Raw genomic sequence first — 16,994 nt, forward strand, 5'->3', positions numbered from 1 at the left:
TTTAGCAGCATCACCCTTTCATGCCATCAACCCGCACCGAGTTCATTTACAGCCAAGGGTTCTGAAGCTTTATGCAAACTAATCATGCTGGCCAATTCCGGCTTACATGATCCACACTTAGTACCACATTGCAGCTGTTCGCCCAATTTATCGACACTAGTACAACCTTGCGCTATGGCATTAACAATAGTTTTTTCACCAATATTGAAACAACTACACACTTGTTTACCTTGATTAAACTCATTACTGGCAATGCCCAACAATAGCGATTGTATGGTGGCAAACTCCAATGTTTCTTCACTGAAAACATGCTCAAGCCAGCTAGTTTCTATCACAGGCCATTGCTGAGAGAAGTACGCTAAGGCAACTAATTTTCCCGCTTGCAAGCAGACGATATAGGATTGACTGTCTTGATTAAATTGCAACCATTCTCCAGATAAACCGGTCGCTTGTTGGCACCACAACATGGCATCGACAATAGGTTCATCAAACGCGGCTTGATAAGCATCACCGTAAGCCGTGGTATTTTTCAGCCAAAAATCTGCCGAGACTTCAAGTTCAACATCACTCACTGTGTGCAAGCTTAAATATTGACTATAACTTTTTTTCGTTAGCGCCACCGCGCCTTGTTTACACTCGGCTTGGCCTGAAATAGGGTCAACAATACTTTGATACAAAGCGCTGACATTAGCATGGGAAGCAAAACTTTTATTCCAATGTATTGGCATAAAACATTCACCCGCGCGCTGTTTATCATCTAGCTTAACGTGGGCAATCGCGTGACCCGTACTGGCGGTAATGTTAAGCATATCGTCATCAACGACCGCTAAGGTTTTCGCATCACTGGGGTGCAGGTAAAGATAAGGTTTGTCGGTGTGTGCGACCAGCTTACTGGTTTTGCCCGTGCGGGTCATGGTATGCCATTGATCACGAATACGACCACTGTTCAGCACAAAAGGAAACTGCTCGGAAGTTCTTTGTTTGGGCAGCTGAGGACTCACCGCGATAAATTGCGCTTTACCGGAGGCGGTATTGAATTGTCCATCGGCATAAACGCGATCACAACCTTGCGGGTATTGCTCGTTAACCGGCCATTGTATCGGTGTCAACTCATGGTATTCTTGCGCCGTTAATTGGCTTAAGCCACTTAAATCAAGCAAGCGCTCACCATTATTTTCAAAGTGAGTTAATTGTGCATGTTCTTTAAAAACATCGCTAACGTCTGCAAAATCAAAGCCAGAAAAACCCATGGCTTGGGCAACATCACGGATAATTTGCCAATCATGCTTGGCTTGTCCTGCGGGTAAAACCGCATTACGTTGACGAGAAATACGTCGCTCAGAATTAGTCACTGTGCCATTTTTTTCTAACCAAGGTGTTGCTGGCAATTTAACATCGGCAAAAGCCAAGGTATCATTTTCGTCAACACAATCAGATACCACCACTAATTGACACTTTTTCAACGCTGCGGCAATTTTGTCGCGATCGGGCAAACTCACCATAGGATTGGTGGCCATTATCCACACCGCTTTAATTTCACCGCTAGCAATTTTATCAAACATATCTATGGCTTTAGCGCCTTGCTTTGTGGCTATGGTCGGTGATTGCCAAAAACGCTGCACTTTATCTTGATGTGCGGGGTTATCAATATCCATATGGGCAGCCAGTTGATTAGCTAAGCCACCGACTTCCCTACCGCCCATGGCATTAGGTTGCCCGGTAATTGAAAAAGGGCCACAACCGGTTTTGGCCATTTTTCCGCTGGCTAAATGACAGTTAATAATACTTTGACACTTATCGACGCCAGAAGATGATTGATTAATACCCATAGAATAGAAGGTTATCGCCTTTTTACTCTGGCAAAAAAGCTGATAAACCGCAGTTAATTCTTGCTCGCTAACGTGGCAATATTCAGCCACTTTCGCCACCGACCACGTTGTGGCTTGTGCCAGTGTTTCAGCAAAACCTTCGGTGTTTTTCGCTATATAGTCAGCGTCTAAACCGCCATTTTCACTTAAATAGTTCAACAAGCCATTAAAAAATGCACCATCACTGCCTGGTTTTAATTGAATAAAATTATCGGCTAGTTCACAGGTAGCTGTTTTTCTGGGATCAAGCACTACCACTTTCATCAAGGGATTGATTTTTTTTGCACGCTCAATACGTTGATATAAAACCGGATGTGTCCACGCGGCGTTCGAGCCGATCAGTAATAGCAAGTCTGTTTGCTCAAGATCTTGATAAGTACAAGGCACAACGTCTTCACCAAAGGCACGCTTATAAGCAGAAACTGCCGACGACATACACAATCTCGAATTAGTATCGATATTGCCTGAGCCGATATAACCCTTCATCAATTTGTTGGCCAGATAATAGTCTTCGGTCAAGAGTTGACCGGATACATAAAAAGCAACGGCATCTTTACCGTGCTCTTTAATAATATCGCTGAACTTTTCCGCTACGTAATTCGTAGCTTGTTGCCAGCTAACTTTTTTACCATCGATTTCAGGCGCCAACAAGCGATTCGTTAAATCTATGGTATTGAGTAAGTTACTGCCTTTAACACATAACTTGCCATAGTTTGCCGGATGATCAGCTGAGCCCGTTAAGGAGGTAGCTTTGCCATCGGCGACCACAATATCAACACCACAACCAACACCACAATAGGCGCAGGTACTCTGAATAAGTGATGGCATCTTTTTTTCACTACTAGGTGAAACATGTGGTGAATCAGCGATTAATAAACTCATACTGAGCTCCTAAACAAGGTATTAATAAAACGATATGAAAGAACAAGTTAATAAAAAACTTGCACTTGTTCGTTTTCAATACGTATCTCGTACACAGCAATACTCTGCTCTTCCTGCAAACAACGCCCTGTTTTTAACGAAAAATGTTGCTTATATAAGGGCGAAGCAACCACAGGTTCATCGGCAATACAGCCAACAATACCGCGATAAAGCACGTTGGCTTTACCTATAGGGTCGTAGTTGCCAACGGCATATATTTTTTCTTCACTGTTAGGTAGGTGAAAAATGGCAATTTGTTCTTCGTTACCGGCCTCATCAGCAAGTAACGCGCAAATACCTGAATCTTTTACTAAGTCACTTGAGTCACAAATTGTGCGCCATGTTTTATTGGTAGTTGTAGTCATTTTTTTGTGCTCCTCTTAAGCGTCTTCAGCTACTGCTTCTTTTTCTGTAGCATCAATGATGGTTACCGCAATTTTTTCTTCATCGCGTGCGGGACGAATTTGCTCTCGTTCAGTAACAAACTGGATATTGCTATCACCTTTATCTGAGTTAACAAAAGGTTGGAAACGTTTTAATGCTTCAGGATCTGCCAAGGTCGTTTTCCATTCACATTGATAACTACCAACAATTGTCGCCATTTGCTCTTCTAGCGCATCAGTAATACCTAGACTGTCTTTCATGATAACGTCTTGTAAGTAAGCTAAACCGCCTGCTAAGTTTTCCAGCCAAACTGAAGTACGTTGTAACCTGTCACCCGTTTGTACATAAAACATTAAAATGCGATCAATATATTTCACTAAGGTTTCATCATCTAAATCGGTGGCAAATAAATCACCGTGACGTGGTTTCATACCACCGTTACCGCCGACAAAAAGGTTCCAACCATTTTCGGTGGCAATAATACCTATGTCTTTACCTTGTGCTTCAGCACATTCGCGGGTACAACCCGAAACACCAAATTTGATCTTATGTGGTGCACGTAAACCTTTGTATCTGTGCTCTAAATCGATGGCCATGCTCATGCTATCTTGCACGCCGTAACGACACCAAGTAGAACCAACACATGATTTAACGGTACGTAATGATTTACCGTAGGCGTGGCCGGTTTCAAAACCAGCATCAATCAACTCTTTCCAAATAGGGGGTAGCTGTTCAACACGGGCGCCGAATAAATCAACCCGTGCGCCACCAGTAATCTTGGTATAGAGATTATATTTTTTAGCCACTTGCCCTAAAACGATAAGTTTATCTGGGGTGATTTCGCCACCAGCAATACGTGGTACCACTGAATAAGTACCATCTTTTTGCATATTGCCTAGGTAAGTATCATTGGTGTCTTGTAATGATAAATGTGGTTTTTTAAGAATGTAGTCATTCCACACTGACGCCAATACCGAAGCCGCTACCGGTTTACAAATTTCACAACCTAAACCACGACCGTGCGAGCTAAGTAGTTCATCAAACGTTTTGATTTTTTCAACACTGACAATGTCAAATAATTCGCGGCGTGAATAAGCAAAATGTTCACAAATGTCTTTTTTAACAACAAGACCGCGTTTTTCAAACTCATTTTCGGCCACACTCTTAACTAGAGCGGCACAACCACCACAACCAGAACCGGCTTTAGTGTCGCTTTTCACTTGACCAACATCAACGGCGCCACAATCAATAGCGGCAATGATGTCGCCTTTAGTAACGTTATGACACGAACAAATGGTGGCAGTATCAGGTAAGGCATCCACACCTAAGGTTGGCTTATCTGCCGCCATTGGTAGAATAAGACCTTCTGGCGCTTCAGGTAATTCAATGGCATTAAGCATATATTGCAACAAGGTATCGTATTCACTGGTATCCCCAATAAGCACAGCACCCAGTAAGGTTTTCTTGTCGCTCGATACCACTATTTTTTTATAAACGCCTTCAGGTTGGTTTTCATAGGTATAAGTTAATGAACCCTCTGTTTTACCGTGAGCATCACCAATAGAGCCAACTTCTACGCCCATTAGCTTTAATTTTGTACTCATATCAGCGCCAGTAAATTCAGCCAACTCTCCGTTAGTACCCGTTACGCCGCCAATATGTTTTGCCGCCACTTTCGCCATGGCATAACCCGGAGCAACTAAACCAAAAATAAAGTTATTCCATAAGGCACACTCACCAATAGCATAGATATCGACGTCTGAGGTTTGACATTGATTGTTGACCACAATACCGCCACGCTCACCAATAGCTAAATCGAACTCACGGGCAAGGTTGTCATAAGGACGAATACCGGCGGAGAATAAAATTAGATCGGTTTCTAATTCACTGCCATCGTTAAAACAAAGTTTATAACGACACTTATCACCTTTTTCAATGACGTTAGTGGCTTTGGAGGTGTGCACTTGCACACCCAGCTCTTCAATTTTACTTTTTAATAAACGACCACCGCCGCCATCAATTTGCACGCCCATTAACTGCGGAGCAAATTCAACAACGTGTGTTTGTAGGCCTAATTGTTTGATCGCATTTGCCGCTTCTAGACCTAATAATCCACCACCAATAACGACACCGACTTTACTCACTTTAGCGCTATTTGCTATGTCTTCTAAATCATCAATGGTACGATAAACTAGGCAGTGATCTTGATCTTTACCGGGAATAGGAGGCACAAAGGGATAAGAGCCGGTCGCTAAAATCAACTTGTCGTAGTGATATGTGGCACCGCTTTCGGTCGTAACACATTTAGCGACTTTATCAATCTTGGTCACTTTGGCATTGGTTTTAAAAGTAACACCAAGTTCGTCATAATGTTCTGGCGTGGTCATCGCCAAGTCTTCGGCAGTTTTGCCACCAAAGTATTCGGATAAGTGCACTCTATCATAAGCTAAACGTGATTCTGCCGAGAGCACTGTTATTTGATAATCTGAATTTTTAGCCATTTCTTCGACAAAGTGATGGCCAACCATGCCATTACCAACCACAACAATTTTAGCTTTGCTCAACAGCTGTTTATCTGTATTCATAAGGACAATCCTACTCATAGTGCGAGAATAGAATAAAACGCTTTAGCAAAGGCTTAATTGCCACCAAGGTTCTATTCAACATGGTATAAGTAGAGCAAGCTAAGTGCCAACTAAATTAATAGTTATATAACAAGTGGTTAGATAGTTTACATCTCTATATCTGTTAGTTGATGCACTAGAGTGATGACTATTGAGCACTGCTACGGTGCAAGTGCTGACAAAAACTTAAACAAGCTGCACCTGGCTCAATAAATGGCAATTGAGGGCTGCACTCGGGAAGCTTTAGGGTCTAATGATGAATGTTTTGCTATTAAAAAGGCGATATTATCTCGCTGGCATTATGTTAGCGACTGCTAATTTTAGTCGCTATGAGCTTTAGCCGAACAAAGGATGGATATAGCGCCTATATCGACTCCAACACATTAAGGCTCTACTATCCGTAACATAATTTTTAGCTACAAAGCCCTTAATAGCGCTACTTTGCTCACGTTGTTATAGAGGAGACCATCCCTGCTCGCTCCGCTAAGCTAGTGTCCTTGGCTCGCTTAAATGTTTCGATAAATTGGCTGGCTGGCATAGGTCTGCCGGTATAATATCCCTGGACAAAATCACACTTTTCGCCCTGTAGATATTGCAGTTGCGCCTCTGTTTCTACGCCTTCGGCAAGTACATCTAATCCTAACGAGTGGCTCATCTGAATAATTGCCGTGGTAATGGATTTATTATCATCATCATTCTCAAGATCAGAAATAAAACTACGATCTATTTTCACCTTTTGAATCGGAAAACGCTTTAAATAACTCAGCGAAGAATAACCGGTACCAAAATCATCCATTGCCAACTGAAAGCCTGCATCGTGCAAGGCTTGCATCATATCAATGGCTTGATCAACATTATCCATCACCGCGCCTTCGGTGATTTCAAGTTCGATACAATTGGCACTAACATCATGCTGTGCTAGGATCAGCAGCATTTGTTGTAAAAAATCTTTACGCTTAAATTGTACCGGTGAAATATTAATCGCTACCTTAATATCTAAAATCCCCGCATTGACAAAGTTTTTTATGTCACGACAGGCTTGTGCCAGGACCCAATCGCCCAACTCATTGATCAAGCCACTCTGCTCAGCAACGGCAATAAATTTATCCGGAGGGATCATGCCTTTGTCAGGGTGGTGCCAGCGTATCAGCGCTTCTGCGCCAACAAGTGTTTTATGGTCGATAGTAAAAAGCGGTTGATAATAGAGTTCAAAATGGTCTTGAGTCAAAGACTCGGCTAGATCAGTCAAAATCTCCTTGTTTTGTTGCAATTTAGCCTTCATTTCACGAGTAAAGAAACGGGTAGTATTACGACCATCATCCTTCGCCTGATACATGGCAATATCGGCATTGCGCAGTAATTCGTCACAGTTATCGGCATCGTCAGGATAAATAGTTACCCCGATGCTACTGCCGATATTAATATTGTTGCCGTTAACTGCTATCGGTGTTTTCAATAACTTATTGAGTCGCAGAGCAAAGTTCACCGCGTCTGCAATGCTATCAATCTTATTAATAATGAAAGCAAATTCATCTCCACCTAACCGCGCAACCGTATCCGTCTCTCGCCCTGTTTCTGAGAGCCTTAGCGCCACTTGTCTAAGTAGTTCATCGCCAGCTTCATGACCCATGGTGTCATTAATGATCTTGAAGTTGTCTAGATCCATAAAGAACACGGCAAATTTATGCCCATGACGTTTAGCCAGCGCTATCGCTTGCTGCAACCGATCTTGAAATAATAACCGATTAGGCAAACCCGTCAGAGGGTCATGCAGTGCCAAATGTTTTAATTGCTGTTCTGCCTGCTTACGTTCATTTATCTGTAGTGTAAGATCTCGGTTGTTCCTATCTAACGCTATTTTTGCTTGGTTAAAATGATAAGCCAGTAAACCAAATTCATCCTGTCTGCGGTCATCAAGTAATGCTGTGTGAGTATGCTCCCCTTCTGGCACCGATTGCTGCAGTTGCTTGACCATTTTATACATAGGCACGATTAAACTACGTCGGCAATAAATAAAGCCGAAAAAAGCCGCGATAATCATGATTGCGGTCAGTAATATTAAGATCAGGTTTGCCACCTTACTCGCGCTGTTTATCGCCACCTGTTGCGGTGTAACCACAATAACCTTCCACAGGGTTTTTGGCATAATAAATACCGACACGTTCACCGGTTCACCGAGTAAAAAATCCTGCTTACTGATCATCGAAATCGTCTTAGCATTACGGTCATATTTCTGCTCTCGTAGCAGCAACATATTGGCGACAATTAATTGCGCGTCTAAGAGCGATATTTGCTTACTTTGCTCGGCAATGTCCTCAGCCAGTAGTCTATTATTGTCTGCGACAGACTGAATAAACGTTTTATTTATCTCAGTCAATATATCGGCAATAGGCTGAAATAAATCAAGCTTTTCTGCTAGTTGCTTTACTGTTATATATTCTTGAGTTAAATTATTATTATCTCGATTGCTTATTTTAGTTAACTGCTCATCAGGAAAAGACAAAAACTTATTATTACGATCGACGGCATATGCGTAACCGCCAAGTTTAGCGCTACCCTCGCGTAATATACTCTTGAGTTGTTGTAGACTGACATCAACCGTGGCATTGCCGACAAATTTTTGCTGTTGGAACATTGCCACTGTACAGGTTACCATCGGCGCCAATGTATAGGGATCCATATAAGACTTGGACCAAAGGCACTCCCCTGGTTTGCTATAACGACCTGGCACATACCAATCTTCATTGTGGTAACCAGTACTCTCGACATCATTATATTGGTCGAAGTATTGCAACTTACCCAAGCTGTCTCGACCCCAAAAAAAACTACGTAGCACTACGCCAGGAGTGAATTGTTCAGGTTCAGGCCACACGCCACCACCAACAATAAAGTCTTGGTTCTCTTGCATATCAAGCATCTGAGGAATAACTTGGCGGAATAGTTGCGGATCTTTAGGTAATGTTTCCCCTACGGCGGCCAAATTTCGAGCTAAAGTTTCCGCAATACTAATGCGCAGTGATATATCGGCGACGATATGCAAACCAGTCTCGTAGATCAACTCCTTATTTTTATTTATTAAATATTCTTTAGCAACGAGATCAACCACCATATACGTTGCTGTGATCATGACTAAAAACAGCACACTCATGCCAAAAGAAAACTTAAATAAAATCGTATTTTTGGGTCTTACCGTCGGTCGAATAACAGACACTCATTCTCCTAAGAACTAGGTATAGTCATAATACAAACTGAATTACAGGGTAAATATACAGCTATTCACTGTATAAACGTGATTAAAATTACCTTATTTATCAATCATATAAGTGTAATTAACTTCATAATTACCACTATCATTCATTAATGGCATTACCATGCAGCTTACGCATATTAAATAGAATATCAATAGGTTGTAATGCTGTGTAATATCACTTGCGCGCTGGAGACTAGCAAGCAAGTGTTTATTGCAAATATGGTCAAGGCGACATTGAGGATTAACAGGGCTTTTATTTCATTGCTGCGCTAACCTAAACTATCAGCAATAACAGCTAATAGTGACGCGTGCTTAAAGCAGCTAGGCAGTATTAAGTAGTTATAGGTGAGATAAGATGAAGCTTACGCTAGGTAAACTCATCTTGGGGTAAATTCAGGCAAGGTTTCATCAGCATCTACATTTTATCGAAGCAGCCTACTCACTAATGTTGCCATTAAGTTGCAGGCAAACACACTGAATATCACCGGATAAAATGATGACAACAAAGCCCTTTGTATCTCATAAATCAGGCATTGCTTGGGAAAACTAGTCACAGTGACTAGTTCATCAACGACTGTGTTTTTTTTACCACTTACCCGTAAAGTTATTGGCTTACTTCACTGTTTGCGTATAAAACTCACTAATGTACTGTCCTCCTTTAATTTTAGCAATCAGGCGTAGTTTATAGCTATCACCTTTATGGCTAATTAACTTACGTAACTCAGTATTGCTGTGCCAATAATAAGGATTTTTTTGCATGCCTAAAGGGTAAGGTGTTGCCTTATCGTGTTTATCGACTAAAAATAGAGTGACGCTATCAAGCGGAAAAGTAGCGTTCACTTCAGTCACCCCTGCGACATCTGAAATGTTAACTTTAAACTCACCCGATTTCAGTACACAACTTTGATTGATAATATCGCAGTGCCCATCTGGAGATAAGGTGATAAGTTTACTGTCGTTTGCAACCGCCTCTTCATAATAATCAGCGCCAACAAAACCAAAAACAGCTAGGAAAGGGGCCACGATAAAGGCAATCCTTGTGTGTTTATTCATAGGGTATCTTCTTATATTTTTTCTTTAAAAAAACATTTAGTTATCTAAAGACATTAAAACAAATAACGCTAGAAAAAGAAAGGCTAGCGACTTTAGGAGAAACAGTCGTCTAGCCTTTGTATTTTAACCTGACGTGACCTAAGTCACATCTAATCACTGTACATGCTAGTGATCGTGTGCGGCACCAGCACCTGATGGTATACGCATATTTTCAACCATTTCTTGAATATGCTTAGGCGCAGGACCAGTCACTTGTAATGCCACAAAGGCAACACTAAAGTTAACTATCGCACCAATGACACCAAAGGCATTAGGTGAAATACCGAAGAACCAGTTAGGTTCCATGCCACCTAGGAACGAAGTACCTGGGATAAACATAATACCCTTATGTTGGAACACGTACAACATAGTGATACCAATACCTGAACACATACCTGCCACTGCCGCTGGGCCACTCATTTTCTTACAGAAAATACCCATCATTAGTGCCGGGAAGATACTGGATGCCGCTAAACCAAAGGCTAAGGCGACCGTACCTGCGGCAAAACCAGGCGGATTTAAACCAAGATAACCGGAGACGATTATCGCTATGGTCATCACCACTCGACTCGATAACAGCTCATTTTTCTCGGACATGTTTGGTGTTAATATACCCTTCATTAAATCATGCGAGATGGAGGAGGATATCGCCAATAACAAACCAGCAGCGGTTGACAGTGCAGCGGCTAAACCACCCGCGGCAACTAAGGCGATAACCCAGTTAGGTAAGTTAGCAATAGCAGGGTTAGCAAGTACCATAATGTCACGGTCAACTTTAACCATTTCATTAATCGCTATTTCTTTACCCGTTTTTTCATCAATTATGATTTTATCGGTATTATTAGCCGTATATTGAATTTTACCATCACCATTTTTATCTTCATACTTTAACAGACCGGTTTTTTCCCAATCTTTAAACCATTGTGGACGCTCGTCATAAACAAGGTTTTGACCGGCTACTGGTTCAATAGTATTCATTAAATTCAAACGAGCCATAGCACCAACGGCTGGAGCAACAGTGTAAAGCAAGGCGATACATACTAAGGCGTAACCCGCTGAAGCACGTGCTGCTTGTACTGAAGGTACAGTGAAGAAGCGCATAATTACATGAGGAAGACCGGCAGTACCTATCATCAGAGATAAGGTGTAAGCGAACATGTTCACTGTGCCACCTAAGTTAGCTGTGGTGTACTCTTTAAAGCCTAAATCAGTTACTACTAAATCAAGTTTATCAAGTAAGTACATGCCACTACCGTCAGCTAAGGTTGAACCTAAACCAAGCTGTGGAATTGGGTTACCGGTAAGCTGTAATGAAATGAATACCGCTGGAATAGTATAAGCAAAAATCATCACCACGTATTGGGCAATTTGTGTATAAGTAATACCTTTCATACCACCAAGTACTGCGTATACCCAAACAACAAACATACCAATGTATAAACCGTTATCATAGTCAATTTCTAAGAAACGAGAGAAAGCAACACCGACACCTTTCATTTGACCAATGATGTAAGTTAATGAAGCGATGATTAAACAAGCAACCGCAACAACACGGGCAGTTTTAGAATAATATCTATCGTAGATAAATTCAGGTACGGTAAATTTACCGTGTTTACGCATATATGGCGCTAACAGCAAAGCCAATAAGACATAACCACCAGTCCAACCCATTAAAAATACTGAGCCGCCGTAGCCCATAAAGGAAATCATGCCAGCCATTGAAATAAACGACGCTGCCGACATCCAATCAGCACCAATTGCCATACCATTTTGTAATGGCGTAATACCACCACCAGCAACATAAAAATCACTGGTATTGGTCGCACGAGCCCACCAGGCAATAGCGAAATATAAGGCGAATGTGCCGAACACGGCAATGTAAGTATATAGTTTTAACTCTTCCATGCTTAGTCCTCCGAGTGATATTTTTTATCAAGCTTGTTCATTTTGGCACCATACCAAAAGATCAAACCTAAAAATGCGTAAATAGAGCCTTGTTGGGCAAACCAAAAACCAAGTTTGTAGCCACCTAGACGAAATTCATTTAATGGTTCAACTAACAGTAAACCTAAACCAAATGAAACTACAAACCAGATGGTGAGACAGATAAAGATCAGACGAAGATTCTCCGACCAATAGGTTGCTTTATTTTCTTCCACGATGTTCTCCTAGCGAATGTATAACGTTAATTAGCGTTTTATAGTTTTATTGCGCTTTGACGCCTTTTTTATAGAGAGTTATAAAAAACTTATAAAAGATAAGTTGTAATAATATAGTCAGTTATGACTGTAATTAATCTAACAAGCTTTTTTTGAGGCGGATATTAGCCTTTAGTCTAGATTGTGACGAAAGCCTACCAGTAAGGCGAAATCTGAGTAATTAGTCTATTTTTACTCATCAGCTGATACTTGTGATTTTCCGCAAATAAAATAAAACTTTAGTCTAGGTTTGCGCGATAATTCTTGTCTATACCGCAACAAAACTCTAAATTAACGCTATTACTTGATATTTGATCATTACTGGCTAGATGACGGGGCAAAACATGGCTACTGAACTTTCAGAAATTAGCACGTTTATTCACAGTATTCCGCCTTTTGATAGCTTGCCTAAGCAGGTATTGGCGCAGCTGGTGCGGGAATTAACGATCAATTATGTGCGAAAAGGTGACTATCTGCCGCCAAAAGGCGTTAACGAGCCGAGATTATATATATTGCGCAAAGGGGCTATCAGCTGCCTTTCCTCTGACGGTGAATTAGTCAGCCGCTTGGGTGAAGGCGACTTGTGTGACGCTTTTTATCATCACGATGAGCAGACACTAAGTAATAGTAAAATCACCTCCGAAAGCCCGCTACAAGTTCAAACCGATGAAGATTGTTTGCTCTACAGCGTCAAGGCCGCTGTCTTAGATGAAATAGGAGCACGTTTCCCTAGTATTAGCGATTATTTTAGCCAAAACTCCGCCCAGCGTTTAAAAAACAAAATGAGTCAGGTCAACGAAGAAGCGATTTTATCGTCCACCTTGATGAATACTGCCGTCAGTAATTTCTACCAAAGTCCTATCGCCTCGATTAATGCTGAAAAAACCATTCAGCAAGCAGCTATGCAAATGAATGAAGAGGGCTATTCCTGTTTAGTTGTGATTGACAAAGAAAATCCCGTTGGCATCGTCACTGATAAAGATATCCGTCGCCGTTGTGTCGCTACCGGATTAGCAACCAGTGCAGCCATTAGCGAAATTATGACCCGCAATATGTATACTATTGATGTGAAAAGCAACGCTTATGATGCGTTAATGATGATGACGGCTAAACATATCCATCACCTGCCCGTCACCCGACATGACCAGCTAGTTGGTATGGTTACCGTCACGGATTTGATTAATAACGAAGGCCATAATGCCATTAATTTGTCGAGCATTATCCACAAAGCACGTACCATTACTGAGCTAAAAGAAATAAGTCAGTTATTACCTAAATTGCAAATTCGCCTAGCAAAACTAGGCAGCAGTGCCGACCACGTTGGTAAGAGTATCAGCGCTATTACCATGGCATTTACTAAGCGCTTAATTGCGATGGCCGAATATAAGTATGGCCAAGCGCCGGTACCCTATGCTTGGCTTGCTGCGGGATCGCAGGCTAGACAAGAGCAGTTAGCACATTCAGATCAAGATAATGCCATTATTATTTGCAACACCATGAAGCCTTATGATGATGCTTGGTTTGAAAGTCTCGCTACTTTTGTCTGTGATGGTTTAGCTGAGTGTGGTTTTATCTATTGTCCCGGCGATATTATGGCCACTAATCCTAAATGGCGCCAGCCACAAAAAATGTGGCATAAATACTTTACCGATTGGGTTGAGACACCTAGCCCGAAAGCACTATTAAACAGTAGTATCTTCTTTGATTTAGAGACCGTTTATGGTGATGTCTCTTTACTTAACCAGGTAAGAAAAAAACTACTCCATAAAACGCAAAACAACACGTTATTTATCGCTCATTTAACTAAAAACGCCTTAAACTTACGGCCGCCACTGGGATTTTTTCGCGACTTTGTTTTAAAGCAAAATGGTAAACATAGAGCCACTCTCGATTTGAAAAATAATGGCATAGCGCCTGTGGTCGATTTGGCGAGAATTTATGCTTTATCTGAAGGTATTAGTGCGGTAAATACCATTGAGCGAATTCAACAGGCAGCGGGCACACCTTCGCTAAGCAAAGAGTCAGCGGAAAACCTAATTGATGCTTATGAGTTTTTAGGTATGCTCAGAGTTGAGCATCAAGCGAAAGAGTTAATGCGTGGCAAGAGTGCTGATAACTTTTTGTCACCGAAAGAAATCTCTAAGTTAGAGCAAGGGCACCTTAAAGATGCCTTTAAGGTGATTAAAAATCTACAAGATGCTAGACAATCGAGCTACTAATGCCCAGTGCCTCCTTAATTAATTCACCAATGTTCTCTTGGCTGCTGGGTTATGAAGCCAAGCGTAAACTGTTATTAAAAAAAGCACCGGCGGGCGTGTTACATGATTTTTTATCTGTGCCTTTACCCAATATAAATACTCCCATTGATAAAGTCGCTATTTTGGCGGTGGATTTTGAAACAACGGGCCTTAATGCCAAACAAGATAAATTACTGAGTGTCGGTTATATCACCCTTCAACAGCAACAAATTTCACTCAAGTCCAGCTACCATCAAATTATCAAAAGCAAAGCACAACTTGAAGAAAGTAATGTCATTATTCATCACATTACTGATAGCCAAAAAGAGCAAGGACAAGCCTTAGCAACTGTGGTGGCATCTTTACTGCAAGCACTGGCGGGTAAAGTGATGCTGGTACATTTTGCTCGTATTGAAAAACAATTTTTGACTGAAGCTTGTTATGAGCTTTATGGCATGGCACCCAGTTTCCCTATGATAGATACCCTGGCACTGGCTAAGCGCCGCTTAGATAAACGCGATGTTGCTTATGATCCCTCCGAATTGCGCCTTGCCAGCCTACGTCATAAAATACAATTACCCGAGCACCATGGCCATAATGCCCTCAACGATGCTATTGCTACCGCCGAATTATTTATGGCACAAATGAGTAAAGTCAATAAAGATGGCAAGATTACGCTGAAAGATGTCTTACTCTAGAACTGTATAAAAAACATCCCTGATAAAGCTTCTGCTGCAATATCAATTTCAGCTCTATTTTGTCAAATAGTGCTCTCTTTTGAGCGCTAACGCTTCCGCTTTACTGTGCTTAGGTTACAATCAGGACATGCATAAAAATGCCAGACAAAGGATGCTCATGAATAATTTACTGAATGCAGAAAACAACGGTACAGCGTTAATAATCCTTGAAAAAACAGCCTATCCAGCATGGCTTGAACAGCAAGATAAACGTTGTCAGAACTGGTTAGAAAACACCCAGTACAAAGGTGATGGTTTAGCCCTTATCCCTAATAACCAAGGCAAGCTAAGCCAAGCTTTATTCGTGGTTACAGATGCGCATGATTATTTTGCTTGTGGCGACTTAATCAAGCAGTTACCCCAAGGTCAATATTTATTGCAAGCACAAGCCGAACACGTTACCGCGATCAGTTTTGGTTGGTTAGTTGGTGCTTATCAATATGATAGATATATCACCGACAAGTCAGATAAAACATTAGCTAGTTTAGCCATTAACAATGCCGAGATAGTTGCCAGCGCCATTAAATTTGCCCAAGCAACCGCCTTAACACGTGATCTCGTCAATACTCCTGCTGCCGATATGATGCCGGTAGATATAGCCCAAGCTACGTTAGAGCTTGCTGAGACATTTAATGGTGCAGTTACACAAATTATTGGTGACGAGCTATTAGTGCATAATTACCCCACTATTCATGCGGTAGGTCGCGCCAGTATTAATACCCCGCGTTTAATTGATTTAACTTGGGGTGATAAAAGTCATCCACAAGTAACACTTATTGGTAAAGGTGTCTGTTTTGACAGTGGTGGTTTAGATATGAAACCCGCTGCTGGCATGCGTAATATGAAAAAAGACATGGGCGGAGCTGCTCATGTTTTAGGTTTAGCGCAGCTGATCATGGCACATAACTTACCCATTTATTTACGAGTATTAATTCCCGCGGTAGAAAATGCGGTGTCAAGCAATGCCCTTCGTCCAGGCGATGTGGTTACTACGCGTAAAGGTCTTTCTGTTGAAATTCATAATACCGATGCCGAAGGTCGTTTGGTGCTATGTGATGCCTTAGCAGAGGCAGAAAACGATGAGCCTGAATTGATCATAGATTTTGCCACCTTAACCGGTGCTATGCGTGTTGCTTTAGGCACTGAAATAGCGGGATTTTTCTCCAATAATGATCAAATTGCTGCCGAGATCACCTCTGCCGGCAGTAAAATTAGCGATCCGGTATGGCGTATGCCCTTACATAAGCCTTATGATGATTTATTCCAAAGCACTATAGCTGATATGACTAACTGCCCAACCCAGCCTTTTGGCGGTGCTATTACTGCCGCATTATATTTACAGCGGTTTGTTGAAAAGACCGATTGGGTACACTTTGATGTTATGGCTTTTAATGTTCGTCATTTGCCTGGTCGCCCCTTAGGTGGTGAGGCTTTTGCTATCCGTGCTGTGTTCGACTATTTACAAGCTAGGTTTAAATAGGCTAGGCGGATTAGGTACAGTAGATGTTCGCCGCTGCATAGTGATAGCCTGGTCGCCCTTAGGTGGTGAGGCTTTTGCTATCCGTGCGTTATTTATCGCTAGTATGCGACTATTTACCAGCTAGGTTTAAATAGGCTAGGCGGATTAGGTACAGTAGATGTTCGCCGCTGCATAGTTATCCTGGTCGCCCTTAGGTGGTGAGG

Annotated in this window: 10 protein-coding genes; 3 read left to right on the forward strand and 7 right to left on the reverse strand. The window is 41.7% G+C overall.

Features of this window, described 5'->3' with window-relative positions; all coding sequences use genetic code 11:
* Positions 1-26: 26 nt before the first annotated feature.
* The 7 genes from CMT41_RS17835 to CMT41_RS17865 form a co-directional block, all read right to left on the reverse strand.
* Entirely contained in the window at positions 27-2,750 is a 2,724-nt protein-coding gene (locus CMT41_RS17835) for a nitrate reductase (RefSeq protein WP_058028028.1), read from the reverse strand.
* 47 nt (positions 2,751-2,797) lie between these two features.
* A complete protein-coding gene (gene nirD / locus CMT41_RS17840) occupies positions 2,798-3,154 on the reverse strand; it encodes a nitrite reductase small subunit NirD (RefSeq protein ID WP_057183345.1) in 357 nt (118 codons plus the stop codon).
* Positions 3,155-3,169: 15 nt separating this feature from the next.
* Complete coding sequence (nirB, locus tag CMT41_RS17845; protein ID WP_269465101.1) at positions 3,170-5,758, reverse strand: nitrite reductase large subunit NirB; 2,589 nt, start codon at positions 5,756-5,758, stop codon at positions 3,170-3,172.
* Positions 5,759-6,242: 484 nt separating this feature from the next.
* The gene (locus tag CMT41_RS17850) at positions 6,243-9,008 is read right to left on the reverse strand and encodes an EAL domain-containing protein (protein WP_058028030.1); all 2,766 of its coding nucleotides are present in this window, start codon (positions 9,006-9,008) and stop codon (positions 6,243-6,245) included.
* Positions 9,009-9,659: 651 nt separating this feature from the next.
* A complete protein-coding gene (locus tag CMT41_RS17855) occupies positions 9,660-10,100 on the reverse strand; it encodes a hypothetical protein (protein ID WP_057183352.1) in 441 nt (146 codons plus the stop codon).
* A 165-nt stretch (positions 10,101-10,265) separates the two neighbouring features.
* Positions 10,266-12,044, reverse strand: a complete 1,779-nt coding sequence (locus CMT41_RS17860; protein WP_057183353.1) for a sodium:solute symporter family protein — start codon at positions 12,042-12,044, stop codon at positions 10,266-10,268.
* Between the two features lie 2 nt (positions 12,045-12,046).
* Positions 12,047-12,298 (reverse strand): DUF4212 domain-containing protein, encoded by a 252-nt coding sequence (locus tag CMT41_RS17865; RefSeq protein WP_057183355.1) that lies wholly within the window; start codon positions 12,296-12,298, stop codon positions 12,047-12,049.
* Positions 12,299-12,681: 383 nt separating this feature from the next.
* Here CMT41_RS17865 and CMT41_RS17870 point away from each other — a divergent pair, with 383 nt between their 5' ends.
* From CMT41_RS17870 to CMT41_RS17880, 3 genes are all read left to right on the forward strand, one after another.
* On the forward strand, positions 12,682-14,556 hold the full coding sequence (locus CMT41_RS17870; RefSeq protein WP_058028031.1) for a putative nucleotidyltransferase substrate binding domain-containing protein: 1,875 nt from the start codon (positions 12,682-12,684) through the stop codon (positions 14,554-14,556).
* On the forward strand, positions 14,556-15,272 hold the full coding sequence (locus tag CMT41_RS17875; RefSeq protein ID WP_231733108.1) for an exonuclease domain-containing protein: 717 nt from the start codon (positions 14,556-14,558) through the stop codon (positions 15,270-15,272). Before CMT41_RS17870 ends, CMT41_RS17875 begins: the two co-directional genes overlap by 1 nt.
* A gap of 157 nt (positions 15,273-15,429) precedes the next feature.
* Positions 15,430-16,791, forward strand: a complete 1,362-nt coding sequence (locus CMT41_RS17880; RefSeq protein ID WP_058028032.1) for a leucyl aminopeptidase family protein — start codon at positions 15,430-15,432, stop codon at positions 16,789-16,791.
* Positions 16,792-16,994 lie beyond the last annotated feature (203 nt).

The sequence above is a fragment of the Colwellia sp. MT41 genome, from assembly GCF_001444365.1.
In the GTDB taxonomy this organism is placed as follows: domain Bacteria; phylum Pseudomonadota; class Gammaproteobacteria; order Enterobacterales; family Alteromonadaceae; genus Colwellia; species Colwellia marinimaniae.

Bases quoted from the DNA above. Each gene is read 5' to 3' on its own strand.
- CMT41_RS17880 (WP_058028032.1), top strand. From the start codon at position 15,430: ATGAATAATTTACTGAATGCAGAAAACAACGGTACAGCGTTAATAATC.
- CMT41_RS17870 (WP_058028031.1), top strand. From the start codon at position 12,682: ATGGCTACTGAACTTTCAGAAATTAGCACGTTTATTCACAGTATTCCG.
- CMT41_RS17835 (WP_058028028.1), bottom strand. From the start codon at position 2,750: ATGAGTTTATTAATCGCTGATTCACCACATGTTTCACCTAGTAGTGAA.
- CMT41_RS17855 (WP_057183352.1), bottom strand. From the start codon at position 10,100: ATGAATAAACACACAAGGATTGCCTTTATCGTGGCCCCTTTCCTAGCT.
- nirD (WP_057183345.1), bottom strand. From the start codon at position 3,154: ATGACTACAACTACCAATAAAACATGGCGCACAATTTGTGACTCAAGT.
- CMT41_RS17875 (WP_231733108.1), top strand. From the start codon at position 14,556: ATGCCCAGTGCCTCCTTAATTAATTCACCAATGTTCTCTTGGCTGCTG.
- CMT41_RS17860 (WP_057183353.1), bottom strand. From the start codon at position 12,044: ATGGAAGAGTTAAAACTATATACTTACATTGCCGTGTTCGGCACATTC.
- nirB (WP_269465101.1), bottom strand. From the start codon at position 5,758: ATGAATACAGATAAACAGCTGTTGAGCAAAGCTAAAATTGTTGTGGTT.